Origin of the sequence: Microvirga massiliensis (assembly GCF_001006805.1) — a bacterium.
In the GTDB taxonomy this organism is placed as follows: domain Bacteria; phylum Pseudomonadota; class Alphaproteobacteria; order Rhizobiales; family Beijerinckiaceae; genus Microvirga; species Microvirga massiliensis.
In genome coordinates this window covers 755,934-779,794 of sequence record NZ_LN811350.1, presented here as the reverse complement: position 1 = coordinate 779,794, position 23,861 = coordinate 755,934, and the positions used below count along the sequence as shown (strand labels likewise).

24 protein-coding genes are annotated in these 23,861 nt (G+C 63.7%); 18 read left to right on the top strand and 6 right to left on the bottom strand.

The genetic code is table 11. The features are described from left to right. The first annotated feature begins 83 nt into the window (after positions 1-83). The 18 genes from BN1233_RS03590 (at position 84) to BN1233_RS03510 (ending at position 18,011) form a co-directional block, all read left to right on the top strand. Positions 84-1,106 carry a Hint domain-containing protein gene (locus BN1233_RS03590; protein ID WP_342341635.1) on the top strand — a complete coding sequence of 341 codons (1,023 nt, stop codon included), beginning with the start codon at positions 84-86 and terminating at the stop codon, positions 1,104-1,106. Between the two features lie 698 nt (positions 1,107-1,804). Beyond that, the gene (locus BN1233_RS03585) at positions 1,805-2,377 is read left to right on the top strand and encodes a transglycosylase SLT domain-containing protein (RefSeq protein ID WP_425311672.1); all 573 of its coding nucleotides are present in this window, start codon (positions 1,805-1,807) and stop codon (positions 2,375-2,377) included. A gap of 140 nt (positions 2,378-2,517) precedes the next feature. Further along, positions 2,518-2,868 (top strand): hypothetical protein, encoded by a 351-nt coding sequence (locus tag BN1233_RS03580; protein WP_046862032.1) that lies wholly within the window; start codon positions 2,518-2,520, stop codon positions 2,866-2,868. A gap of 721 nt (positions 2,869-3,589) precedes the next feature. Then, the gene (locus BN1233_RS03575) at positions 3,590-3,799 is read left to right on the top strand and encodes a cold-shock protein (RefSeq protein WP_046862031.1); all 210 of its coding nucleotides are present in this window, start codon (positions 3,590-3,592) and stop codon (positions 3,797-3,799) included. A 188-nt stretch (positions 3,800-3,987) separates the two neighbouring features. Then, positions 3,988-4,188 carry a hypothetical protein gene (locus tag BN1233_RS46610; RefSeq protein ID WP_048708817.1) on the top strand — a complete coding sequence of 67 codons (201 nt, stop codon included), beginning with the start codon at positions 3,988-3,990 and terminating at the stop codon, positions 4,186-4,188. Between the two features lie 37 nt (positions 4,189-4,225). Beyond that, positions 4,226-4,600, top strand: a complete 375-nt coding sequence (locus BN1233_RS03570; protein ID WP_046862030.1) for a DUF6481 family protein — start codon at positions 4,226-4,228, stop codon at positions 4,598-4,600. Between the two features lie 210 nt (positions 4,601-4,810). Next, on the top strand, positions 4,811-5,008 hold the full coding sequence (locus BN1233_RS03565) for a hypothetical protein (protein WP_046862029.1): 198 nt from the start codon (positions 4,811-4,813) through the stop codon (positions 5,006-5,008). Positions 5,009-5,290: 282 nt separating this feature from the next. Then, complete coding sequence (locus BN1233_RS03560; RefSeq protein WP_046862028.1) at positions 5,291-6,124, top strand: FAD binding domain-containing protein; 834 nt, start codon at positions 5,291-5,293, stop codon at positions 6,122-6,124. A 3-nt stretch (positions 6,125-6,127) separates the two neighbouring features. Further along, a complete protein-coding gene (locus BN1233_RS03555; protein WP_046862027.1) occupies positions 6,128-8,917 on the top strand; it encodes a molybdopterin-dependent oxidoreductase in 2,790 nt (929 codons plus the stop codon). Beyond that, positions 8,907-10,406 (top strand): 6-hydroxynicotinate reductase, encoded by a 1,500-nt coding sequence (locus BN1233_RS03550; protein WP_046862026.1) that lies wholly within the window; start codon positions 8,907-8,909, stop codon positions 10,404-10,406. Before BN1233_RS03555 ends, BN1233_RS03550 begins: the two co-directional genes overlap by 11 nt. Beyond that, positions 10,403-11,296 carry a UPF0280 family protein gene (locus BN1233_RS03545; protein ID WP_046862025.1) on the top strand — a complete coding sequence of 298 codons (894 nt, stop codon included), beginning with the start codon at positions 10,403-10,405 and terminating at the stop codon, positions 11,294-11,296. Before BN1233_RS03550 ends, BN1233_RS03545 begins: the two co-directional genes overlap by 4 nt. 80 nt (positions 11,297-11,376) lie before the next feature. Further along, positions 11,377-11,961, top strand: a complete 585-nt coding sequence (locus tag BN1233_RS03540; protein ID WP_046862024.1) for an amino acid synthesis family protein — start codon at positions 11,377-11,379, stop codon at positions 11,959-11,961. Further along, positions 11,958-12,542 (top strand): amino acid synthesis family protein, encoded by a 585-nt coding sequence (locus BN1233_RS03535; RefSeq protein WP_046862023.1) that lies wholly within the window; start codon positions 11,958-11,960, stop codon positions 12,540-12,542. Before BN1233_RS03540 ends, BN1233_RS03535 begins: the two co-directional genes overlap by 4 nt. Before the next feature lie 145 nt (positions 12,543-12,687). After that, positions 12,688-13,890, top strand: coding sequence for an ABC transporter substrate-binding protein (locus BN1233_RS03530; protein WP_046862022.1), 1,203 nt, complete (start codon positions 12,688-12,690; stop codon positions 13,888-13,890). A 175-nt stretch (positions 13,891-14,065) separates the two neighbouring features. Then, entirely contained in the window at positions 14,066-15,952 is a 1,887-nt protein-coding gene (locus tag BN1233_RS03525; protein ID WP_046862452.1) for an ABC transporter permease, read from the top strand. After that, complete coding sequence (locus tag BN1233_RS03520; protein WP_046862021.1) at positions 15,949-16,743, top strand: ABC transporter ATP-binding protein; 795 nt, start codon at positions 15,949-15,951, stop codon at positions 16,741-16,743. The genes BN1233_RS03525 and BN1233_RS03520 overlap by 4 nt, the downstream gene beginning before the upstream one ends. Positions 16,744-16,804: 61 nt before the next feature. Beyond that, positions 16,805-17,509 (top strand): ABC transporter ATP-binding protein, encoded by a 705-nt coding sequence (locus BN1233_RS03515; RefSeq protein ID WP_046862020.1) that lies wholly within the window; start codon positions 16,805-16,807, stop codon positions 17,507-17,509. Next, positions 17,490-18,011 (top strand): MarR family winged helix-turn-helix transcriptional regulator, encoded by a 522-nt coding sequence (locus tag BN1233_RS03510; protein WP_082145123.1) that lies wholly within the window; start codon positions 17,490-17,492, stop codon positions 18,009-18,011. The genes BN1233_RS03515 and BN1233_RS03510 overlap by 20 nt, the downstream gene beginning before the upstream one ends. Before the next feature lie 134 nt (positions 18,012-18,145). Here BN1233_RS03510 and BN1233_RS03505 read toward each other — a convergent pair whose 3' ends face one another. The 6 genes from BN1233_RS03505 to BN1233_RS03480 all read right to left on the bottom strand — a co-directional run bounded on the left by BN1233_RS03505 (position 18,146) and on the right by BN1233_RS03480 (position 23,840). Continuing rightward, entirely contained in the window at positions 18,146-19,045 is a 900-nt protein-coding gene (locus BN1233_RS03505; RefSeq protein ID WP_048708819.1) for an NAD(P)-dependent oxidoreductase, read from the bottom strand. Positions 19,046-19,062: 17 nt separating this feature from the next. Next, positions 19,063-20,229 carry an enolase C-terminal domain-like protein gene (locus BN1233_RS03500; protein WP_197094574.1) on the bottom strand — a complete coding sequence of 389 codons (1,167 nt, stop codon included), beginning with the start codon at positions 20,227-20,229 and terminating at the stop codon, positions 19,063-19,065. Positions 20,230-20,313: 84 nt separating this feature from the next. Next, positions 20,314-21,585, bottom strand: coding sequence for a TRAP transporter large permease (locus tag BN1233_RS03495; RefSeq protein WP_046862017.1), 1,272 nt, complete (start codon positions 21,583-21,585; stop codon positions 20,314-20,316). Next, on the bottom strand, positions 21,585-22,109 hold the full coding sequence (locus BN1233_RS03490) for a TRAP transporter small permease (RefSeq protein WP_048708820.1): 525 nt from the start codon (positions 22,107-22,109) through the stop codon (positions 21,585-21,587). The genes BN1233_RS03495 and BN1233_RS03490 overlap by 1 nt, the downstream gene beginning before the upstream one ends. 10 nt (positions 22,110-22,119) lie before the next feature. Then, the gene (locus BN1233_RS03485) at positions 22,120-23,118 is read right to left on the bottom strand and encodes a TRAP transporter substrate-binding protein (protein WP_046862016.1); all 999 of its coding nucleotides are present in this window, start codon (positions 23,116-23,118) and stop codon (positions 22,120-22,122) included. A 62-nt stretch (positions 23,119-23,180) separates the two neighbouring features. Further along, on the bottom strand, positions 23,181-23,840 hold the full coding sequence (locus tag BN1233_RS03480; RefSeq protein WP_046862015.1) for a GntR family transcriptional regulator: 660 nt from the start codon (positions 23,838-23,840) through the stop codon (positions 23,181-23,183). Between the last annotated feature and the right edge of the window lie 21 nt (positions 23,841-23,861).

Genomic DNA, 23,861 nt, shown 5'->3' with positions numbered 1-23,861 from the left:
CTACGTCACGGCAGCAGCCTCATGAGGCACAGACGGAGCAACGCGGTTCGAACCTGTAACGGGGAGAGAGATGCGAAATCGCGATGGCGCATCCAAGCGGAAGGCGCTTTGAGGATCACCAGAGCAGAACCCGTCAAAAAACGCGAATGACCTCCTTGTCAAAAAGTAGTACCCAGCTTTTGGGAGTAGACACTCTTTTCTCGCCAATCTGGAAACGATCTACTCTCCGGCAGAGGAATGCTTTCGACTGGGGGTCTGCCATGTCACGAGCTACGGAACGTTACCGACCTGTGAATCGTGCGCGGCGTCATTTCCTGGGTCTTGCCGCTGCGGCGAGTGCCAAAGTGGCAGCCCTGAGCACACTGGCGGCTACAACGCTGTCATCACCGGCAAACGCCAAGAAAGGCAACGGTAACGCCTTTGGCTGGGATCTTGGCCGCGGCAACCCGCATCGAGGCGAACATCACTGTTTTCTCCGAGGCACCTCCATTCTGACGCCCACCGGCGGAGTTCGCATCGAGGATCTCGAGATCGGGGACCTCGTCGAAACGGTGCGCGGCAAGGCGATGCAGATCAAATGGATCGGCCGCCATGCCTTCAAGAAGAGCGGCGCCAACTGGAACGAGAATGTCGTTCCAATCCGCATCTCGCGTTTCGCCCTCGACGAGAAGACTCCTCACACAGACCTTTATCTTTCGCCCAGCCACGCCCTGTTCATCGACGGGGTCCTCATGCCCGTGAAGGAACTCGTGAACGGTATCTCGATCGCGCCTGCGCCTTCTATGGACCTGCAGGCGATCGAGTATTTCCATATCGTGCTGGACACGCACGAAGTCATCCTGGCCGAAGGAGCGCCTGCCGAAACCTGCCTTCTCCAAGACAGCGACCATGAGAGCTTCACGAATTTTATTGAGTACGAGCGCCTCTACAGCAAGGAGCCGCGTCCGGCGATGACGCCGTTTGCGCCGCTGGTGGGCTATGACAGCGCGCGCGAGCATTTAAGAGCCCTTATGCTACTCGGATTGTCGCCCTTACTTCAGGTGCGTGATCCTCTCAAGGACGCATATGAAAGAATTGCAGCACGCGCGGAGGAACTCACGACGTAGAGCGTAGATCTCGTTGCATGTTCACCTCGGTGTAGTGACGACGGATTACAGTGTCGCTGCTCTAGGTGAGCATGCCAAAGCACAGTAGGGCCTTGCTCGATAGAGCCAAGTGCAGTTTGGCTCGGCGGCTCCAGATCTGAGTATGTTCTCGGGAGCCGGTCACAGAGGATTTTGGCCGCGTCGTGGTGCCGCGCCGGCCGATCCTCTCCGGTAGTGGGCGGACCTAGGGTTTCTAGGGCCAACCTGCTGATGTTTCAGGCTGAATCGGCTCATCGCACGATCCTGATCCGGAAGCGTGGCAGAAATTTTTCGATCAGACGCAGCCCGATCCGAAGCTCGGCAGAATGTTAACCTGATTTGCTCAAACTGCCCGTGCCAGTTTAAAGATCGACATTCGTTTGACGACAGAACACTATTTTCGGGGCTTGGGGGCAATGAACTGCGCATCTTCTGCGGCGGTCGCATCCTGCGCGATTTTTTCGATCTTTCTCGTATCCACCGCTTGGGCAGAGAGCAGCGGGAGCGCCGCTGAATTTCCGAAGCTGCCCCTTCCTCCACAAATCCGGCCGCTCACCGAGCAAGCGTTCCTTGCCGCCGAAGGCCTCGCTCGCCTTCCAGGCTCTCGTGTAACCTATCTGCCGATCATCACACGCGAGGCCACCGCGCGTGGTCTTCCTCCGGCGATCGCCGACGCGGTCATGAGCGTCGAGAGCGGTTATAACGCGGCGGCGATCGGCGGCGTCGGTGAAATCGGTCTCATGCAGGTCAGGCCGAGCACGGCGGCAATGCTCGGCTTCGAGGGATCGGACGCGGAGCTGGCGCAGCCCGAGAACAATATCCGTTACGGCGTCACCTATCTGGCCCGAGCCTGGCGCTTGGCCGGCGGTGACCTGTGCCGCGCCCTGATGAAATATCGAGCCGGGCACGGCGAGGAGCGCATGAGCCCGCTCAGCGTCGAATACTGCCGGCGTGTCCAGGTGCATCTCGCTTTGCTCGGCTACGGGGCCGATCATCCGGTCCTGGCGGCTCCCGTGCCGGAACCGGACTTCATTCCGGCGCCCGACGCCGCAAAGGCACCTCGCATCGTGTCATCGCGACCCATGTCCCGCACCGCCGGCTTCATCGCGGTTCAGCGGGCGCGAATTGCAGAGACCCGCACGCGACTTTCGGCCAAAACGAGGGCTCGCGCCTTCTGGGCTGCTCACGAGGCCCGGATGGCCGTGCTGCGGCGCAAGCTGGCATCCACGGACCTCACCATCATCGCGCGCTGAAGCAAGTTCAGTCCCTGCGCGAAGCAGTGCATCACGCCTGAACATCCGCTGAAGAAGTCGTTCGGTCCAACTTCAAGGGCGATGCCGCACATTGATCCCATCGCCGGCCTCACGGTGAGGACGGCACCGGGATCATTCTGATGAAAGCCACCCTTCGGACTTCGACGATTGGCCTGCTGGCGCTCCTCGCCCTGGGCGGTGCCGCACAGGCTTCCGACGCTGGCGTCACGATCAGAGTCGGCGACTATCGTTATGTCGGCGACGACGACCGCTTCTCCGGCGGTGACCATTTCGATCGTCCACGCCAGCATGAATACGATCGCCGGGATTGGCGCGGCTCCTATGGGCGCCCGGGACCTCATTGGCATCGCGCCCGGCCCGTCTTCGGACGGCCCGGCTGGGGTCGCTTCGACGATTGCCGCGTGATCGTGAGGCGTCACATCAACCGCTGGGGCGAACACGTCATCCGCCGTGTGCGGGTTTGCGACTGACGCTGAGGGCAGCCGAGCTACGGGTGTTTTTCCGTTGCTGAAGTGCAAGTTCCGTCTCTACTTTCGTCATTGCGAGCCGGAGGCGAGCCATCCGTCGATGGGGTAGATTGCTTCACTTCGTTCGCAATGACGCAGAGGGTGTGAGAGCGAGGAGCAACACCGGAAGCGGAATGACACCGGACCCACTGCCGTCCTTGCGAGCGGGAGACGTGATGCGCTGCCCTTTCCACCGCCTCTCCGTCCTTGCGAGCCGCAGGCGAAGCAATCTACCCCTCGACGGATACACTCCTGGATCGCTCCGCTCGCAACGCCAGGAAGGATCGCGAAGTCGCACGCCATCTTGCAAGCCCGGATTGCGTGGAGGATGACGACGCGATCGACCTGTCAGAGATGAAGTCAAGTATGCAGAACCACTCAATGCCATTCAGATCAGCACTGTATAAGTCCTGCAAAAATTGACATCTTGATTACGGCAAGGGTTGTCTTTTTCCTGCCGCCAGCCTTCAGCATGGGAACATTGATCCCTCGGCAGGCTTGCCAAATGACCTCCCGGCACCTAAATATACGTTCATCGACTTTGGCCGGACGATCGGGCCGTTACGCCTTGGCACAGCCAGGCGCACGTTCTGGACTTTCTTTCCAAATTTCGACGAACCGAGTGTGAGATTGCATCGAAGCACCTTGCACTCACGTGCACCCAAGCAGTGATAAGGCCTCTGCCATGAATACTGGCACAGTGAAATTCTACAACGAAACCAAGGGTTACGGCTTCATTCAGCCGGACAACGGCGGCAAGGACGTGTTCGTCCATGCGACGGCTCTCGAGCGCGCAGGTCTGCGCAGCCTCGTCGAGGGCCAGAAGGTATCCTTCGACACGGCGGAAGACCGCCGCACCGGCAAGATCGCCGTCAACAACATCCAGACCGCGTAAGGGATGGATTCCGCCGTGTAGCATGCATGCTGTACGGCCCACGAAGCCGCCCTCCTCAGGGCGGCTTTTCTTTCACGCATCGCTCCCCGAAATGGATGAGAGATGCGTCCACCCTGAGAGCCTGGACTGCGATCCTGTCCAGTGCTTTCACGCGCTCCGGCCCCGGGGCGCCCAAACGAGAGGACGCCATGTATAAATTCCGCAGACCTGCCCCCGCGAAGTCCATCATGTTTGCCGTCAACTATGACGATGGCCGAACAGCCTATATGTGGGTAGATGCGACAGGACGGCTGATCGATGATCGCCTGGTCGGGCCGATCGCGAAGGAGCAGCAGGAACAGGGCCTCCTTCCCGAAGGAACGATCTCAGGGATCAAACGAGTGCGCTGACGAGGATCGGCCATATCACGAGCCGAGAAAAAGGAAGATGGGCGGCTACAGGAACGACAAATTAGGTGACCGATTGAGCGCGGCCTCGGCCGCGCGAAAGGACATGCTCGAGCGCTTCCGCTCACGTCCACCGGCGGACGATCCGGCCGTCGTGGCGCGCCGAGCCGAAAGAGCTGCGATAGCCGCTGCGCGCGAAGCCCGCATCGCCGAGCGTGAAGCCGCCCGGCGCGCCGAGGAAGAGCGTCGCGAAGCCGAGCGGATCGCCCGCGAGAAAGCCGAGCTCGAGGAGCGCCTCGCCCGAGAGGAGCAGGAGCATCAAGAGAAGCTCGCCCGCGAGGCCGCTCTCGAGGCCGAACGCAAGGCAGCCCGCGATGCGCGCTACGCCGCGCGCAAGGCCAAGAAGCGGAAATAGCCGTGGGTTGGGGGATATGATTGCTGGCGCAGCCTGTCCCCCTCCCCCGCGCACCGTTCGTCCACTCTCGTGAGTCTCGATCCGAGTGGCATCCCCTCGCAAGAGCGGATACCATTACTCGTCTTTCGCTGTCGCGGAGCCCGGCGTTACGCCTTGGTTGCGGAATTCCGGCGTGTGGCCACGCTTCACCGTAGCGAGGGAGGAGATTCCATGGCCCACAAGTTCAAGATTCGCCAGATCGTCCGCTTGACGCGCACGAGCTACTCGGACGCCCGGCTGAACTCGAGCGATACCTACGAGGTGATCCGGCTCATGCCGGCAGACCAGACGGGCGAGCCTTCCTACCGGATCAAATCCGAGGCCGGGGAGCGCGCGGTTCGCGAGAGTGAAATCACCGCCATCGAGTAATCAATAGAGAAACGCGGGACGGCTCCACAGAGCCGATCGGCCCGGAACCGGCACCGTTCCGCGCAGCGATCTCCGCATCGCGAGTGTTTCGCGGCACGCTCATCCTGAGCGTGACAGCTCCACAAATGCCCCGCTCGAGGCGCCTCGCAGGGCAGCTCGGCGACCCGCTTGACAGGTCCGATGGAGGCGTGCAGCCTGTTAGCATACAAACGAATTAGGTGAGGATGAACCGCGGCCGAAGGGTAAAGCCTACCGACCGTAGGTCGCCGAAGGATGGGATCGATGTATCTCCGGCCCGGAACTTTGGGGGAGGCCGTCGAGGCACTGGCTGCGCATGGAGGCCGCGTCCTCTCGGGAGGCACGGATTTCTTTCCGACCCTCGGCGACAGGCCGCTCCGCGAGCCGGTGATCGACATCTCGGGCATCGGCGAGCTGGCCGGTGTATCGGTCACGGCCAACGAGATACGGATCGGGGCGCGGACGACTTGGAGCACCCTCGTCGCGACACCCCTCCCACGCGCCTTCGATGCCCTGAAGGCAGCCGCGCGGGAAGTCGGATCGATCCAGATCCAGAATGCCGGCACCGTTGCGGGCAATCTCTGCAATGCCTCACCAGCTGCCGATGGCGTTCCGCCCCTTTTCGCCCTCGATGCCGTCGTCGAGCTACGCTCGACGGCCGGCGAACGACACCTGCCCCTCGAAGAATTCATCACCGGCTACCGCAAGACGGCCATCCGGCCCGGCGAGCTCGTCACCGCGATCATCGTTCCGCGCACGATCGAAGGGCGCTCCGCATTTCTGAAGCTCGGGGCACGGCGCTATCTCGTGATCTCGATCGCCATGGTCGCGGCGATCGTCGAGAGCGACCGTGACGGGCGCGTCTCGCAGGCACGCATCGCGGTCGGAGCCTGTTCGGCGGTCGCGCAGCGGCTGCGCGCGCTCGAGCAGGATCTCGTCGGCGCACCCATTGGCAGCGGGCTCGGCAATCGCGTGACGCGCGAGCATCTCACCTCCCTCACCCCGATCGGCGACGTGCGGGCGACTGCCGAATACCGGCGCGATGCGGCCCTGACGCTGGTGCGCCGCGCCCTTGATGCCTGCCTCCCGGAGTCCTGAACGATGCTCGATCGCGTCACGTCGCTCGCCCAGGAAACCGGAGTTTGCTTCAGCCTGAACGGCCGCCCAGTGGAGATCTCTTCTCCGCCTGCGCGACGCCTCAGTGCCGTGCTGCGGGACGAGCTCGGGCTCACAGGCACCAAGCTCGGCTGCGATGCGGGCGATTGCGGAGCCTGCACGGTGCTCCTCGACGGGGCTCCGGTCTGCTCCTGTCTCGTCGCAGTCGGACAGGCGGAAGGCCGCTCCGTGACGACGATCGAAGGCCTCGGCGCAGCCTCCGAAAACGCCGCGCGTCTGCAGGATGCGTTCCTCCGCCACGGCGCCGCCCAGTGCGGCATCTGCACCCCGGGGATGCTCGTTGCGGCAACGGCCCTCCTCGATGCCAATCCTGCTCCCACGGAAAGCGAAGCGCTCGATGCGATCGGCGGAGTGCTCTGTCGCTGCACCGGATACCGCAAGATCGTGGAAGCGGTCCTCGATGCCCGCACTACGCCAGAGCCGCAGACGCTGCCCGAGCCCGGGCACGCCGTCGGCGCGCGCATCACGCGCCTCGACGGGCGCCGGAAGGTCGAGGGGAAGGAGCATTTCGGAGCCGATGCCTGGCCCGCTGATACGCTCGTCCTGCGGGCGATCCGCTCTCCCCATCATCGCGCGCGATTCACGTTCGGTGATCTCCAGGGCTTCGTATCGGCGCATCCCGGAATCGTCGCTGTCCTCACCGCGGCCGATGTGCCGGGCGAGAACATCTATGGCGTCATCCCTCCCTTCGCCGATCAGCCGGTTTTCGCAACCGATGAAGCTCGTTTTCGCGGCGAGGCGGTGGCGGCCATCGTGGGCGACGCGAGCGCCATGGCGGAGCTCGATCTCGGCACGTTCCCGATCCGATGGGAGGAGCTCCCGGCGATCATGAGCATGGATACTGCCCTCGCCGAGGGAGCGCCGCTCGTGCACGCGTCCCGCGCGGGCAACGTGCTCGTCCATGGCCGTGTCGTGCGCGGCGATGTCGAGCAGGCGCTCACAAGCGCCGATGTCGTCGTCGAGGGCGCGTTCGAAACCGGCTTCGTGGAACACGCCTATATCGAGCCCGAGGCCGGCTATGCACGGCGCGTCGGCGACCGCATCGAGATCGCGGCCTGCACGCAGGCACCCTATATGGACCGCGACGACGTCGCGCGCATCCTCGGGATCGCGCCGCAGGACGTGCGCATCATTCCGACCGCGGTTGGCGGCGGCTTCGGGTCGAAGCTCGATCTCTCCGTTCAGCCCTTCATTGCCGTGGCGGCATGGCGGCTGAAACGACCGGTCGGCATGGTCTATACCCGCCCCGAATCGATCATGACCACGACGAAGCGCCATCCGGCGCGAATCCGGGCGTGCGCCGGCGCAACCCGGGACGGCAAGCTCGTCGGGCTCGATTTCGCGGGCGATTTCAACACCGGCGCCTATTCGTCCTGGGGCCCGACGGTCGCGAACCGCGTGCCCGTCCATGCATCCGGCCCCTATTACGTGCCCCATTACCGCGCGTTGACGCGGGCCGTTCACACCCATCTCGTTCCCGCGGGCGCGTTCCGGGGCTTCGGCGTGCCCCAGGCCGCGATCGCGCAGGAACAGCTCTATGACGAACTCGCGCTGCGGCTTGGGATGGACCGCCTGCAGTTCCGCCTCGTGAACGCATTGCGCGCGGATCTACCGACGATCACCGGCCAGGTGCTCGGCGAAGGCGTCGGCATCCGGGCCTGTTTCGAGGCACTCGAGTCGCACTGGAAGCGCGCCTGTGCGGAAGCGAATGCGTTCAACGCCATGGCGACCGGCCCCGTGCGGCGCGGCGTCGGCGTCGCCGGGATGTGGTATGGCTGCGGCAACACCTCGTTGCCCAACCCCTCGACGATCCGGGTCGGACTGAAGACGAACGGACGTTTCGCCCTCCATCAGGGCGCCGTCGATATCGGGCAGGGCTCGAACACCGTCATCACGCAGATCTGTGCCGATGCGATCGGTGCGCCGATCGCGCTGTTCGATCTCGTCTCCGCGGATACCGATCTCACGCCGGATTGCGGCAAGACATCAGCCTCGCGTCAGACTTTCGTCACCGGCAAGGCTGCGGAGCGAGCGGGGCGCGCCCTGCGCAGCGAGCTTCTGCGCCGCGCCAATGCGGGAGACGACGCTGCGATCGTGTTCGAGAACGGACGCGTATGCGTCATCGATGGCGAGCACACGCGCGTGATCGATCTCCAGGGCTGCGACCTCGACGATCACGGTTACGCCGTGACCGGCGAGGCAACCTTCGATCCACCGACGAGCCCGCTCGATTCCGACGGCCAGGGCGAACCTTACGCCGTCTACGGGTTCGGCGCCCACATGGTGGAGATCGCCGTCGATACCGAGACCGGCACCGTAAAGGTCCTCAAGATCACCGCGGCGCACGATGTCGGCCGCGCGATCAACCCGACGCTGATCGAAGGCCAGATCGAGGGCGGTGCGGCGCAGGGTCTCGGCCTCGCCCTGATGGAGGAATTCCATCCCGGCCGCGGCGAGAACCTGCATGATTACCTGATCCCTTCGGCCGGAGACATGCCGCCCGTCGAATCCATTCTCATCGAGGATGCTTCGAGCGTCGGCCCGTTCGGCGCGAAAGGCATCGGCGAGCAGGCCCTGATCCCGACGGCTCCCGCCATCCTCAACGCTATTCACGATGCCACGGGTGTGCGCATCCGCCGGGTCCCGGCGACGCCGGATCGGGTGCGCGCCGCCATCCTGGCTCACGCTCGGAGCAAGACTGCTCATGACGACTGAAATCACGGCCGAGGTGACGGCCGATTCCGCACGCGACGACAAGATCCGCTGCGATGCCTGCCCGGTGATGTGCTACATCAAGCCGGGCATGACCGGCGCCTGCGATCGCTACGCCAATCATAATGGCGAACTCGTGCGCGTCGATCCGCATGTCGTGCTCGACCGGACGCTCGCGCAGGGCGGCACCGTCGTGCCCTTCCACCGCGGCGAGTGGGACGGCTCGATCCTGCAGGACAGCAACACTTTCGTGACGGCGATCGGCGCGGGAACGACCTATCCCGACTACAAGCCGGCACCGTTCATCGTCTCGGCGGAAGTCGATGGCGTCGACATGGTGACGGTCGTCACCGAAGGCATCTTCAGTTATTGCGGCGTGAAGGTGAAGATCGATACGGATCGCCACCTCGGGCCCGAGCGCTCCATCGTTCGCGCGCAGGGAGAACCGGTCGGCCATGTGACGACGGGCGAATACGGCTCGCAGATGCTCTCGCTCGGCGGCGTGAATCACCTCACCGGCGGATCCAAGAAGGAGGGTCGCGTGACCTGCGACACCCTCCTTGATCTCTGCAACGGCAAGCCCGCGGAACTCACGATCGACGAGGGAGTCACGGTCATCGTGCAGGCCGGTCGCGCGCCGATCGTCAACGGCGTTCTCGAGGAGCGCATGCGCGTCGGATGCGGCTCGGCAACGATCGGCATGTTCGCAAAGCAATGGAACGGTAAGCTCGACGAGGTCGTCGTCGTCGACGATCACATCACCGGCGTTCTGTCCGAACATCAGGCCGGCAAGTTGCTCGGAATCCGCGACACCGGCATCAAGATGAAAGGGCGGCGTTCGACGCCGGGCCGCTATTTCCAGGTCGCGGAGCCCGGCACCGGCTGGGGCGGGACGAACATCGCCGATCCGCTCTCGATCCTCGGACCGTTCAACAAGAAGGATGCCTGGGCGGGCCTGCGCCTGCTCATGGTGTCGACGACCGGCGAGCATCACGCCTATTACGAGCTCGACGAGGAACTCGTGCCCGTGCAGCGCGAGCTTCCGGACATCCTCCGGGAGTCCGTCGATCGGATTCAAGAGAACTGCGAGCCCGCTCTGTCGACCGTGCTGTTTATGGGCGGCGCCGGTGGCTCGCTTCGCGCAGGCGTGACGGAGAACCCGGTGCGGCTCACCCGGTCCGTCAAGAATGCGCTCACCTACGTGACCTGTGGCGGTGCGCCGGTTTATGTCTGGCCGGGCGGCGGAATCACGTTCATGGTCGATGTCACGCGCGTCCCCGAGAACGCCTTCGGCTATGTGCCGACGCCGGCCCTCGTGGCGCCGATCGAGTTCACGCTGCGGCTCTCCGACTATGCCGCGCTCGGCGGCCATCTCGATCAGGTTCGACCAGTGACTTCGCTCCCGCCCGGAGAGGCAAGGCGGCAGGTGCCGCATCGCCTCGACAATCCGTGGCCCTTCGCTCCGCAGCAGGCGCGGAGGTCGCACGGATGACGCGGACGCCGCAGGTTCGGCTCCTGTCCGACGGCCGCCGACTGCACCTGCAGGACGGCCCAATCGATCTCATCATCGAGGTGTTCGGAAAATCCGACGCGATCCGCGTGGCCTATGCGGCGGCAACGCAACGGTTCACCGGCTTGCTGGACGAGCTCTGTGGTGAGCTCACCTCCCTTCGCGCACGCGCACGGCCTGAGGATCCGTCCTTAGATGGGCCGGTAGCTCGGCGCATGCAGAAGGCTGTGATGCCGTTCGCGGATCGCACCTTCATCACGCCGATGGCCTCGGTTGCGGGCGCGGTTGCGGAGGAGATTCTCGCGGCCATGCTCGAGGCTGCGGAACTCGACAAGGCCTATGTGAACGACGGCGGCGACATCGCGCTCCACCTGTCCGGAAACGAGTCCTTCACGATCGGGCTCATCGATCGCCCGGATTGCCCTGGCCTCTTCGGGCGCGCTACGCTATCGGCGGGCGACGGCGTGCGTGGCATCGCCACCAGTGGCTGGCGCGGACGCAGCTTTTCACGTGGCATTGCCGACGCGGTGACGATTCTCGCTTCGGGCGCGGCCGCAGCGGATGCGGCCGCCACCATCGTCGCGAACGCCGTCGACCTCCCGGATCATCCAGCCGTGAGTCGCTGTCCCGCCTGCGAACTCCAGCCGGACAGTGATCTCAGGCGCCTTGCGGTCACGCGGGATGTCGGTCCACTCTCTCTTGCGGATATCGATGCAGCGCTTCGGGAGGGCGTCGCAGCTGCCGAACATCTCATTCGCGAGGGATTGATCCACGCCGCCGCGCTCCATCTCCAGGGCGGAACTCGCATCGTCGGCTTCGCCTCGTTGGTTTCGGCATCGGATCGTGTTGCTGCACAGCTGGTCCATGCCTGAGAGCGGCACGGGAATGTGGATCATCCTCTTCTCTGTGTCCGCACTTCGTGCTCCCTGACGCATCCAACCAGGACGGATTCATGCCCGAGATCAAGATCAGAAAACGCCTCGTCACCGTGGAGGAGATTTTTCATGAAGGTGGCCCACCAGCGGCGACTCCGCTGAAGCGTGCCGCCATCGTGACAGTGATCCGCAATCCCTTCGCCGGGCGCTATGTCGAAGAGATCGCAGGGTTCATGGATGACCTGAAGCCGCTCGGCCTGCAGATGGCGAAGGATCTCGTGTCAGCGCTCGGCGGCGACACGAGCATGATCGAAGGCTATGGCAAGGGTGCAATCGTCGGGGCAGCCGGCGAGCTCGAGCATGGCGCTCTTTGGCACGTGCCAGGCGGCTACGCGATGCGCGAAGCGCTCGGTGACGCCAAGGCGATCGTTCCCTCGGCCAAGAAGGTCGGTGGGCCGGGCACGCGCCTCGACGTGCCGATTACGCACATCAATGCTTCCTATGTGCGCAGTCACTTCGATGCCATGGAAGTCGGCGTGCCTGATGGCCCGCGCGCGGACGAAATCGCGCTCGTGCTCGTGATGACGACCGGACCCCGCATCCATGCCCGGGTCGGAGGCCTCAAGGCGAGCGAGATCAAGGGACAGGATGGGCTGCGATGAACGTGAAAATCCGCAAGATCGTGACGATCGTCGAGGAAACCCGTAGCGAGATTGGACGTCCCGTCGATCCCCCGACGCGCCGCGCGGCGGCGATCGCGGTCATCGAGAATCCTTTCGCCGGGCGCTACCAGGAGGATCTCTCGCAACTCATTGATGCCGGTGAGGAACTCGGCGGCCTGCTCGCCGAGAGAGCCGTTGCGGCCCTCGGCATCGAGGGCTCCCATGCCGAAAGCTACGGCAAGGCGGCTGCGGTCGGCGAGAACGGCGAACTCGAACATGCCGCCGCGCTCCTGCACCCCAAGTTGGGTGCTCCGGTCCGCAAGGTGCTCGGCACAGGGGCTGCGCTGATCCCCTCATCCAAGAAGCGCGGCGGCCCCGGCGTGGTGCTCGACGTCCCGCTTGGCCACAAGGATGCTGCCTTCGTCCGCAGCCATTTCGACGGGATGGAGGTGCGGATCACCGACGCGCCGCGCGCCAACGAGATCGTCGTGGCCGTGGCGGTCACCGACAGCGGACGCCCCTTGCCGCGTGTCGGAGGACTCCGGAAGGAGGAGATCAAGGGTGTTGACGGGCTTCGCTAGATCGGGCGGATGGAGCTGTTGAGCGCGGAATCTTCCGCGCTACGCCGGATCGCCCCGGAGACCGCAGTAGGGTATCGATGAGTTCTGCCGAACCGGGACGACAGAGGGCGGTCGGCGCAGAACCAGACCAGTGAGGGAGAGTACGATGAGACGCTTGGGAATTTCGACGGCCTTGGCCGTCTTCGTCGCGATCGGAGCCGGAGCGGCGGCCCGGGCGCAGGGCGAGATCAAGATCGGCGAAATCAACAGCTATTCGGGACTGCCCGCCTTCACAGAGCCCTATCGCAAGGGCTGGCAACTCGCGGTCGACGAGGTCAACGCGGCTGGCGGCGTTCTCGGCAAGAAGCTCGTCGTGATCTCGAAGGATGACGGCGGCAAGCCGGCGGATGCCGTCACCGCGGCGAACGAACTCGTCTCTCGCGAAGGCGTCGCGCTCCTCGCCGGAACCTTCTTCTCCCATATCGGACTCGCGGTGGCGGATTTCGCCAAGCAGAAGAAGGTCTTCTTCATGGCCGCAGAGCCGCTGACGGACGCGATGACGTGGTCCCACGGCAACCGCTATACGTTCCGCCTGCGGCCTTCGAACTACATGCAGGCCGCGATGCTCGCCGAGGAAGCTGCGAAGCTCCCGGCCAAGAAATGGGCGACGATCGCGCCGAACTACGAATACGGCCAGTCGGCCGTTGCGGTGTTCAAGCAATTGTTATCCGCGAAGCGGCCGGATATCGAATGGGTGAGCGAGCAATGGCCGCCGCAGGGCAGGATCGATGCCGGCGCCGTCGCGCAGGCGGTCGCAGCCGCGCAGCCGGAAGCGATCCTCAACGTCACCTTCGGTCCCGATCTCGTAAAGCTGGTGCGCGAGGGCAATACCCGCGGTCTCTTCAAGGGTCGGTCCGTGGTCAGCTTCCTCACGGGCGAGCCTGAATATATCGATCCGCTCAAGGACGAGACTCCGGAGGGCTGGATCGTCACGGGCTATCCCTGGTACGGCATCAAGACGCCCGAGCACGACGCCTTCCTGAAGGCCTACCAGGCCAAGTTCAATGATTATCCGCGCCTCGGCTCGGTGGTCGGCTATGCGACCATGAAGTCGGTCGCGGCCATCATCGCGAAGGCCGGTTCGACGGACACCGACAAGATGATCGAGGCCGGCAAGGGGATCGAGCTTAGCTCGCCCTTCGGCCAGATCACGTTCCGGGCCGCGGATCACCAGTCGACGCTCGGGGCTTTCGTCGGCAAGACGGCAGTGCGCGACGGCAAGGGCGTGATGGTCGATTTCAGCTATCGGGACGGGGCCGATTACCTGCCGAGCCCGGAAGAAGTGAAGAAGATGCGGCCCGAGAGCTGAGCCGCCCTGCCTGGAGCTGCATCCCGAGCCTTGGAGGCCGGGATGCAGCTCCAGGCAAAGGATTCTTCTCACAAGACTCCGCGCCCTTGGCTGAACGGCGCCCGGCCGAGGAATGTCAGGGCGCTGCCGCGCTTGCAGGCGCGAGTGATTGCACACCGCACAAGAGGCGAGCCTCGTGGAATTTCTTGTCGTCCAGTTTCTGACGGGCCTCGCGAGCGCCTCCTCGCTGTTCCTCGTCGCGTCCGGGCTGTCGATCATTTTCGGCGTGACGCGGATCGTGAATTTCGCCCATGGCGCCTTCTACATGCTCGGCGCTTATATCGCGTATACGCTCACCGATCGCTTGACTGGAACACTCGGTTTCTGGGGCGGTCTCGTCGCGGCCGCCCTAGCGATTGCGGTTCTCGGCGCACTTCTCGAGATCGTCCTGCTGCGTCGGATCTATCGGGCACCCGAGCTGTTCCAGCTTCTCGCCACCTTCGGCGTAACCCTGATGGTGCAAGATCTCGTCCTGCTGATCTGGGGCCCCGAAGACCTCCTCGGGCCGCGTGCGCCCGGCCTCAAAGGGGCCATCGAGATCATGGGGCAACCCGTGCCGCTTTATGATCTCTTCCTGATCGTGCTCGGCCCTCTGGTACTCGGTCTCATCTGGTTGCTGTTTCACCGCACGCGCTGGGGCGTTCTCGTGCGCGCCGCGACGCAGGATCGCGACATGGTGGCGGCGCTCGGCGTCAATCAGAAGTGGTTGTTCACGAGCGTCTTCGCGCTCGGCGCGTTCCTGGCCGGGCTCGGCGGTGCGCTGCAGATCCCGCGCGATGCCGTGAACCACGCGATGGATTTGCGCATCATCGTCGAAGTCTTCGTGGTGGTCGTGATCGGGGGCCTCGGGAGCGTCTTCGGCGCGTTCGTCGCGGCAGTGATCGTCTCAGAGCTCAATGCCTTCGGGATCCTGGTCTTCCCGAAGATCTCGCTGGTGCTCGTCTTCCTCGTCATGGCTGCGGTTCTCGTCGTGCGGCCCTGGGGATTGTTCGGCCGGCCGGAAGGTCCTGCCCGCCAGGCGGTGGGTGCGAGCATCAGACCCTGGCGCCCGTTCACGCAGGGCGAGCGTCTCGCGGCGGGCGCGATCCTCGTGTTCGCCGCCCTCCTTCCGCTGGTGGCCGGCCCCTACGTGCTCACGGTCGGATCGGAGATCCTCGTCTTCGTTCTCTTCGCCGCAAGCCTCCAGTTCCTAATGACCGTCGGGGGCTTGGCTTCGTTCGGCCACGCCGCCTATTTCGGGCTCGGAGCTTACGGGGCAGCCTTCATCGTCAAGGCTGCGGGCCTGCCTATGGAGGTCGCACTCCTCGCTGGCCCGCTACTCGGCCTCGTAGGCGCCGTGCTGTTCGGCTGGTTCTGCGTACGCCTCTCGGGCGTCTATTTCGCCATGCTGACGCTCGCCTTCGCGCAGATCACGTGGTCCATCGCCTTCCAGTGGGTCGAAGTCACCGGCGGGGACAACGGCATTCTCGGGGTCTGGCCCTCCTCCTGGGCTTCGAGCCCGGCGGCCTTCTACTGGCTAACGCTCGCCGTGACAGCGCTTGGCGTTGCGGCTCTCCGGATCCTGGTCTTCTCGCCCTTCGGCTATGGCCTGCGGGCGACGCGCGACTCCGTCCTGCGCGCGGAATCGGTCGGCATCGATCGCGGCCGCGTGCAATGGCTCGCCTTCATCATTGCGGGCGCCTTCGCGGGCATCGCCGGTGCGCTGTTCGCTTTCCTGAAGGGCAGCGTATTCCCCGAGAACATGGCGATCCCGCTCTCCGTCGACGGGCTCGTGATGGTGCTGCTCGGCGGCGTCGAGACGGTGTCCGGAGCGATCGCCGGAGCCGTCGTCTACAAGGCGCTCGCGATCTGGCTGATGAGCCAGACGGAGCTCTCGAAGCTCATCCTCGGCGCGGTGATCGTGCTTCTCGTCGTTGCGTTCCCGAAAGGGATTGTCGGGTTCATCGAGGAAGTCCGGGCCCGGCGTCGCGAACCCGCGGGAGAATCCGCTCTTGCGACCACGAGCATGAGGGCAGCGGAATGAGCAGTCGGGGAACGACCATCCTCTCCGTCGAGGGATTGAGCAAGTCTTACGGCGGCGTGCAGGCCGTCAGGAACGTATCCTTCTCTCTCGCGAGCGGCGAGATTCTCGCCCTCATCGGCCCGAACGGCGCCGGCAAGACGACCTGCTTCAATCTCCTGAACGGGCAGATCCGACCGGACACGGGCACGGTTCGTCTGAACGGCCAGGACACGACGGGCCTGCGGCCCCGCATTCTCTGGCGTATGGGCGTCGGCCGGACTTTCCAGATCACCGCGACCTTCACCTCGATGACGGTCCGCGAGAACGTGCAGGTGGCGCTCCTGTCGCATCACCGCGATCTCACGACCTTCCATCGCTTTGCCGGGCGTGCTCACCGCGCGCGGGCCGATGAGCTCCTCGCACTCGTCGGCATGGAGGATGCAGCGGAGCGTCCCTGCGGCGAGCTTGCCTATGGCGACCTCAAGCGGCTCGAACTCGCGGTTGCTCTCGCCAATAATCCGAAGCTTCTCCTGATGGACGAGCCCACGGCCGGCATGGCACCGCGCGAGCGCGTCGAGCTCATGCGCCTCACGGCGCAGATCGCGCGCGAGCGGAATATCGGCGTGCTGTTCACCGAGCACGACATGGATGTCGTCTTCGAGCATGCAGATCGCGTGATGGTTCTCAATCGTGGTGAGGTCATCGCGGAAGGAACGCCTGTCGAGGTGCGCAACGATGCGCGCGTCAAGGCGACCTATCTCGGCGAGGGGCTCGTCTACGACGCGCGCCACCGGCAGGAGGCGATGCCATGAGGTTCGAGAGTTCGGAACCGGCTGCACGGGTGCTTGCGCACAGCCCACGGGATGTCCGTCGATGAAGCTCAGCATATCGGGATTGAACAGCTTCTACGGGCGGGCTCACATCCTTTTCGACGTCGGATTCGAGATCGGTGAAGGAGAAGTCGTTGCCCTGCTTGGTCGGAACGGCGCCGGCAAGTCGACGACGTTCCGCTCGATCGTCGGGCTGGTCGCACAACGCCGAGGCCAGATCCTGTTCGAAGGGGTCGACGTGTCGCGGGAGGCGACCTACGAGATCGCGCGGCGCGGCCTCGGATACGTGCCGGAAGACCGTCGCGTCTTCACGGAACTTACCGTCGAGGAAAACCTCGAAGTCGGCCGTCAGCCTCCGCGTGCAGGCGCGCCGACCTGGACGCCCGAGAAGCTCTTCGCCTTGTTTCCGAATCTCGGCGAGATGCGCGGCCGCCTCGGAGGACGCATGAGCGGCGGTGAACAACAGATGCTCACGATCAGCCGGACGCTCATGGGCAATCCATCCCTCGTGCTGCTCGATGAGCCATCCGAGGGACTGGCTCCCAAGATCGTCGAGCAGATGGCCGATGCGATCCTCTCGATGAAGCGGGAGGGATTGAGCGTCGTCCTCTCCGAGCAGAACCTTCACTTCGCACGCCTGATCTCGGATCGCGCGTATATCATCGAGAAAGGTCGTATCCGGTTCAGCGGAACCATCGCCGAACTGGAGGCGAACCCGGACATCCGTGATGCCTATCTCTCGGTCTGACGACGATCATTCTCACGCGCTCGGCGCAGAACCCGCAGCCGATGCGAGCACGGCCGAGTCCACGGATCGCCAGACCACCGCGAAGGCTGATCGCGGCTATATTCTGGACGATCAGGTCGGATTCATCCTGCGGCAGGTGAGCCAGCGCCACAGCGCGATCTTCGCGGAGATGATCGGCGCCGATCTGACGCCCACACAATGGGCAGTCATCGCGAAGCTCAATGAAGTCGGCCCCTCGTCGCAAAACCTGCTCGGCCGCCTGACCGCGATGGACGTCGCGACCATCAAGGGCGTCGTCGACCGACTCGCCCGCCGCGGCCTGATCGAGACGGGGCCGGATCCCGAGGATGGCCGGCGGCTCGTCGTGTCCCTGAGCAAGACAGGACGTGATACCGCGCAGCGCATTCGGGCGAATGCATTTCGGATCTCGGAGCAGACGCTGGCACCTCTGTCGCCCGCGGAGCGCAAGACCCTCATGGAGCTGCTGCGAAAGCTTCGTTGAGTGAGCTGCGACTTCCGTTGTCGTGCCTGTAGCCTCCGCCGTGATCGCGAGCGGAGCCTATGTATTGCTGGGCTGCACAGTGTTAAAAAATGCTTGCGACCTGTTAGAAATGCAATCCTAAAGGTCGGCAAGGCTCATCGATCCGGCAGTGATCTTTTTCCGCCATCCATGAAGTTGGCGAGGATAGTGGGCAGGACAGGCATGAACTGCCGCTCATACCCGAGCTTGTTGGCCAGCAGGTAGGTCTGAGCAGCGGACTCGGCCATTGTGGTCGGAACCTCCGCGTCATCCGTCATCCGGCGGTAATAGCGGAGATCCTTGTGGGCGATGCTCATCATGCCCTGGAGGTGCGAGTCATCGCCGTCCAGCACCCAGTGCATATAACGCTGAAACATGACGCTGTTCCCGCCAGCCGTATCGACCACCTGCTTCAGCACCCGCATATCGACGCCCAGGGTGAGTGCCACTGCCAGAGCCTCACCGACGACCGCGGAGGTCGCAATAGCGAGGAAGTTGTTGAGCAACTTCATCGTATGGCCACTGCCAAGCGGGCCTGTCTCCACGACCGTCGTCGAGTAGGCCTGGATGACGGGCAAGACCCGCGCGACCGTCTCCGGATCGCCCCCGACAAACGTGCTCAACTCCCCCGCCTCAGCCTCCTTGGGTGTCCGGCCCATTGGCGCGTCGACAAGGTCGGCCCCGCGGGCACGCAGAAGCTCGCCGATCCGGCGCGTCGAGCGTGGATCCGACGTGGTCATGTCCACGAGGACGAAGCCTGGCTGCACTGCGTCGAGGAAGCCATTACCGAAAACAGTGGCCTCGACCTCCACTGTCGAGGGAAGGCAGAGGAACATCGCGTCGCAGCTTGCCACGAGCGCCGCCGGCGAGCTTGCTTCCTTTGCACCCTGCGCGACCAGATCGTCAATGGGAGCGCGGTTCCGGTGGCCAAGAATCGTGAGAGGATACCCTTTGGCCAAGATATTCTTGGCGGCGCCATGGCCCATATAGCCGACGCCCATGAAACCGATGTGCATCCTATTCGGGCTCCAGATCATTCGTAGCGTTTAGTCGCTACGGCATTCTTGTGGATGAAGTCCCAATCGTAAGTAACGCCGAGACCCGGTTTCGACGGGACCTCGACACAACCGTCCTTGCCCACGCAATCGAGCTGATCGGTGTAACCGCAGGTGTAGACCGGAGCCACCATGTTGGGGCAATCGGGGCCGACGAGCGCGAGTTCGTAGAAGTTGCTGTTGCGCATTGCCGACATGAGATGTCGATGGGCGGGGCCGCAGGCGTGCACTTCCACGTCCAGGCCGAAGGCTTCACCGAGATGTGCGATTCTCAGGGCGCCGGTGATACCGTGATCGTATTCGGGATCGACCCGGACAAAATCCGTCCCATCCGCAACGATGAAGTCCGCCTTGGGCTCGATGCCGCGTACGTATTCCGTGATCAGGAGCGGCGTCTTGATCATCTCGCGCAGCTTCTTGTGCGCGAAAGCCGACTTGCCGTTGTCCCGAAAGGGATCCTCGTACCAGAAGTAGTTGCCCTCGTCGCAGGCCTTTCCGACATAGAGCGCATCCGAAAACTTGCGCAGCTGGTTGGCGGGATCGAGCATGAGCGTCATCCGATCGCCGACCTCCCTGGCGACATGGAGCACGTTCTCCGCCTCGCGCCGCGCGTCGCCGTCGTTCCAGCCGTGGATCTTGAAGGCCCGGAAGCCGAGCTCGAAGCACTCCCGCGCGAAATCGGCATAGGCCTCCTTGCTGTGGAGCCCTCCCTGGTCGTCTCCCAGATAGGTGGAGGCATAGACAGGCAGGCGCTTGCGATAGCCGCCGATGAGCTCGGAAACCGAGGCTCCATACTTCTTGCCGGCTAGATCCCAAAGGGCGATATCGAGCGGGCCGTGCCCCATGCCGGACCACTGGCGGATCTCCCGCTTCAGGTCGTCATAAAGACCCTCGCGCTCCATCGCGTTTCGGCCGATCATGAACGGGGCGAGCATGTCGATCTCGCCTCGGGTTGCGGGACTCGCGACCCAATTCGTCACGTATTCGCCGCGCAGCCCATCATCCGTCTCGATGATGATTGCATTCTTGACGGCCTTGATGGAGGAGCCGCGCCTGAAAGTGACGAGTTGGCCAACTCCCGTCCGTTCCTTGTTCGGCGAGTCGAATTCGAAATCGACGACTTCGATGGAGCGGATCTTACTCACGGGAATATCCTTCGGCTTGGGCGGTGAGGACGGAGGCCGAGGATCCTGGCCGCCCGAGAAGACGGCGCTGGATCCGGGACGGGATCAGGGGCCGATGAGCTTGGGCAGCCAGAGACTGAGGTGCGGGACATAAGTGATGAGGAGAAGCGCGATCACGAGTCCCAGCAGGAACGGCCAGATCTCACGCAAGAGCTTCGTCATCGAAACCTTGGCGATCGTCATGGACACGAACAGCAGCACGCCCACGGGTGGAGTGAGCTGGCCCAGCACGAGATTGACCAGAAGCACGATGCCGAAGTGAACCAGATCGATCTGCATCGACTGGAGCAGCGGTATCAGGATCGGCACCAGAATGATCATGACGGCGATCGTTTCCATGAACATGCCTGCGACGAGGAGAGCGATGTTCAGGATGAGCAGCACGGCCCAGGGCTCGGAGGTGATCGACTGCACTGTCGAGACCACAAGTTGCGGTGCCTGCTCGATGCCGAGAATCCAGCTGAAGGGGGAGGCTGCCCCGGCGATCATGAGAATCACGGCCGTTTCCCGAGCCGTAGTCGCCAGGATGTGGGGCAGGCGCGACCATTTCAGCGTGCGATACACGAAAACGCCCACAACGGCCGAGTAGAGTGCGGCCACGCCGGCGATCTCCGTCGCGGTCACCGCGCCCATGCGGAATCCGACGATAATGATCACCGGCATCATGAGGGCCCAGATCGCACGCTTGAACTGAATCCACAGGATCGATCCGGAGAACGATCCCGACGTGGGATAATTGCGGAGCCGTGCCACAATCGCGATAACCATGGCCATCGCGAATGCCATGACGAGGCCAGGCAGAATGCCGGCGACGAACAGAGCGCCGAGCGAAACGTTCGCCTGCCAAGCGTAGAGCACCATCAGGATCGATGGTGGAATGATGGGTCCGAGCGTGCCGCCACATGCGGAAAGCGCTGCCCCGAAAGCGCGGCTGTAGCCATTGCGTTCCAGTTCGGGAACCAGAACGCGGGTGGTCGCGGCCGTATCGGCCACCGATGATCCCGAGATCCCCGCGAGAAATACGTTTCCGACGATTGCCGTCTGGGCCAGGCCACCGCGGATGTGACCGACCATCGCCCGCGTGAAGCCGAAGAGGCGCTCGCTGATGCCGGACTCGTTCATGAGCGAGCCCGCGAGGGTGAAGAGCGGCACTGCGAGCAGAGGGAAGGACTGCAGGCCTGCGAAAACCCGCTGGGCCACGAGGGTGAGCGGGACCCCTTCGAGCCAGATCACCAGGCCGGACGCCGCGATCATGGCGATGGCGATCGGCGTTCCGACCAGGAGGAGTCCGGCGAAACTCGTCAGCAGCAGCGTCATCAGACTTCACCTTCCGCCGCGCCGACGAGATCCTGCGGCCAAAGGGTCTCCGCCATGCCGTCACAGAGTGCGTGGCGCAGGATGTGAATGCAGGACAACGCGGCCCCGACTGGCAATGCGCTCACCGCCCAGGCAGCGGAAATCCGCATCATGGGGGTCTCGGTGCCCAGCATGATGAGGGCCTGCTCCGTGCCGAACCATACAAGGGCGACCAGCGTGGCCGCAGTTACGGCAACCGCAATCACGCCGAGCACTGTTCGCCCGCGGCGCGGAAGCACGATCAGCAGTGCATCGATTCGAATGTGCATCCGTTGTCGGAATGCGCTCGACAGGCCGATGAAGAGCATCCAGGTGAAGACGATCACGATGAATTCTTCGGTCCAGATGAGCGGATCGCTCAGCACGTACCGAAAGAAGACCGCAGCGATCACGAGGGCAGCAATGACGCCGTGGGTGGCGGCGAGGAAAAGATCCTCGGCGCCACCAAGCAGGTCATCGAGTCGCCGCAGCCAGGCAAGGCTCATGGCGACTCGCTCAGTTGCCGCGCACGCGCGCGATCTCGGCCCGCAGACGCTTCGTGTGTTCGGCGCCCCAGCGGGATTCGAGGCGGCTGTAGGCCGGCTCGATCTTGGCCTGGAAGGCGGCCCGGTCCGGATCATCAATGATCCTGGTGCGGCCGGACTTGCGAATGTCTTCCAGCATGCTCTGCTCGCGCGCCTGCTGCAGCTCCGTGTTCTTGGCGGAAACCGCCGCAGCCTCTTCGATCAGGATCTTCTGGTTTTCAGGAGAGAGCTTCGCAAGCGAAGCCTTGTTGATGACGATGGTGTTGTTCTGGAGCATGTGGCGCGACATCGTCAGGACACCCTGGACTTCATAGAACTTGCGCGAAAAGATCGTGGGGATCGGGTTTTCCTGGCCGTCCACTGTTTTCTGCTGCAAAGCGGTGTAGACTTCACCGAACGGGATCGGCGTCGGCGCCGCCCCGAGAGCACGCACCATCTCGACCCAGATCGGACTTTCGGGCACGCGGATCTTCAGCCCGGCCATATCTTCGGGCTTGCGAACCTCCCGGTCGGTGAAAGTGAAATTGCGCCAGCCCCAGTAAAGAATCTTGGTCAGGGGCACGATGTTGTGCTTGTCCCGCAGTTCGTCCCATAGTGGCTCGAAAGCCGGGCCGCGAAGGACCGTCTCGGCCTCCTTCCAATCCTTCCAGAGGAACGGGCCGCTCGCCATTTCCATTGCGGGCACCAGAGACGACATGACCGGCATGCTGGGCGCCGAAATATCGAGAGCGCCGGTTTTGACCTGCTGCACGAGGTCGGCTTCCTTGCCGAGCTGCTCGGACGGGAAGACCCGGATGGTCATAGCGCCGTTCGTACGCTTGTTCACGCGCTCGGCGAATTCGTTGAACATGTCGTTCGCGACCTCGCCCGGAGAATTTGCGTGGCCGAACCGCAAGGTCTGCGCTCCGGCAGTTAGCGGCACGGCGAGACTGCCAATGACGGCTGCGGCGAACGTGAGCATCTTCAACATGTTGGGCGCCTCCCTAGCGCTGGTGTGATCGCCCCACAGATATCCGGGGCGCTGCCGTGATTTCAGTCCAGTAGCTTCTTTCGAGATAGTATGAGGTGGTCGCGCATGTGCTGCGCGGCCTCTTCGGCATGCCCGGAACGGATCGCCTCGAGAATGGCAAGATGCTGTGCTCGCGTGGATTCCGTGTCCTGTTCACGATGGATATACAAGCGCGACATGTGCAGATGGATTCGAAGATCCTCGTAGGCCTTGCATGCCGGTGCGTTCCCGGTCCCGGTCATGATGGTTCGGTGAAACAGGTCGTCAGCATCCGAGAAATCACGGAATCGCCGATAGCTGAGCGAGAGCGAGGATCCTCCCATCGCCCGGACCGCAGCCTCGAGAGTCGGCAAAGTCTGCGCCGACCGCAGCCGCGCCGATTCCGCTGCCGCCCAGGGCTCTATAACAAGGCGAAAATCGAAGAGATCGCGATAGTATTTCGAGTCGGGCATTGCCGCGACCGCAAAGCCCACGAAAGGTTCTGCTTTCACCAAGCTCTCGGCCGTCAGCCGCGCGAGAGCCTCCCGTAGCGGTGTCGAACTCACCTTGAGTTCGCGTCCGAGCGCGTCGATGTTGAGTTTCGCCCCGGGCTCATAGAACCGGTCGAGAATGCGCTCCTTCAGGATCTCGTAGACCTGATCAACGAGGGCGGTGCGCTCGACCTTGCGGGCAGAAAGTGGCACGAAGCATCCCAGATCATGTAT

Excerpts from the sequence above, each read along its gene's own strand:
- BN1233_RS03590 (WP_342341635.1), top strand. The coding sequence starts at position 84 with ATGGCGCATCCAAGCGGAAGGCGCTTTGAGGATCACCAGAGCAGAACC.
- BN1233_RS03585 (WP_425311672.1), top strand. The coding sequence starts at position 1,805 with ATGAGCGTCGAGAGCGGTTATAACGCGGCGGCGATCGGCGGCGTCGGT.
- BN1233_RS03580 (WP_046862032.1), top strand. The coding sequence starts at position 2,518 with ATGAAAGCCACCCTTCGGACTTCGACGATTGGCCTGCTGGCGCTCCTC.
- BN1233_RS03575 (WP_046862031.1), top strand. The coding sequence starts at position 3,590 with ATGAATACTGGCACAGTGAAATTCTACAACGAAACCAAGGGTTACGGC.
- BN1233_RS46610 (WP_048708817.1), top strand. The coding sequence starts at position 3,988 with ATGTATAAATTCCGCAGACCTGCCCCCGCGAAGTCCATCATGTTTGCC.
- BN1233_RS03570 (WP_046862030.1), top strand. The coding sequence starts at position 4,226 with ATGGGCGGCTACAGGAACGACAAATTAGGTGACCGATTGAGCGCGGCC.
- BN1233_RS03565 (WP_046862029.1), top strand. The coding sequence starts at position 4,811 with ATGGCCCACAAGTTCAAGATTCGCCAGATCGTCCGCTTGACGCGCACG.
- BN1233_RS03560 (WP_046862028.1), top strand. The coding sequence starts at position 5,291 with ATGTATCTCCGGCCCGGAACTTTGGGGGAGGCCGTCGAGGCACTGGCT.
- BN1233_RS03555 (WP_046862027.1), top strand. The coding sequence starts at position 6,128 with ATGCTCGATCGCGTCACGTCGCTCGCCCAGGAAACCGGAGTTTGCTTC.
- BN1233_RS03550 (WP_046862026.1), top strand. The coding sequence starts at position 8,907 with ATGACGACTGAAATCACGGCCGAGGTGACGGCCGATTCCGCACGCGAC.
- BN1233_RS03545 (WP_046862025.1), top strand. The coding sequence starts at position 10,403 with ATGACGCGGACGCCGCAGGTTCGGCTCCTGTCCGACGGCCGCCGACTG.
- BN1233_RS03540 (WP_046862024.1), top strand. The coding sequence starts at position 11,377 with ATGCCCGAGATCAAGATCAGAAAACGCCTCGTCACCGTGGAGGAGATT.
- BN1233_RS03535 (WP_046862023.1), top strand. The coding sequence starts at position 11,958 with ATGAACGTGAAAATCCGCAAGATCGTGACGATCGTCGAGGAAACCCGT.
- BN1233_RS03530 (WP_046862022.1), top strand. The coding sequence starts at position 12,688 with ATGAGACGCTTGGGAATTTCGACGGCCTTGGCCGTCTTCGTCGCGATC.
- BN1233_RS03520 (WP_046862021.1), top strand. The coding sequence starts at position 15,949 with ATGAGCAGTCGGGGAACGACCATCCTCTCCGTCGAGGGATTGAGCAAG.
- BN1233_RS03515 (WP_046862020.1), top strand. The coding sequence starts at position 16,805 with ATGAAGCTCAGCATATCGGGATTGAACAGCTTCTACGGGCGGGCTCAC.
- BN1233_RS03510 (WP_082145123.1), top strand. The coding sequence starts at position 17,490 with ATGCCTATCTCTCGGTCTGACGACGATCATTCTCACGCGCTCGGCGCA.
- BN1233_RS03505 (WP_048708819.1), bottom strand. The coding sequence starts at position 19,045 with ATGCACATCGGTTTCATGGGCGTCGGCTATATGGGCCATGGCGCCGCC.
- BN1233_RS03495 (WP_046862017.1), bottom strand. The coding sequence starts at position 21,585 with ATGACGCTGCTGCTGACGAGTTTCGCCGGACTCCTCCTGGTCGGAACG.
- BN1233_RS03490 (WP_048708820.1), bottom strand. The coding sequence starts at position 22,109 with ATGAGCCTTGCCTGGCTGCGGCGACTCGATGACCTGCTTGGTGGCGCC.
- BN1233_RS03485 (WP_046862016.1), bottom strand. The coding sequence starts at position 23,118 with ATGTTGAAGATGCTCACGTTCGCCGCAGCCGTCATTGGCAGTCTCGCC.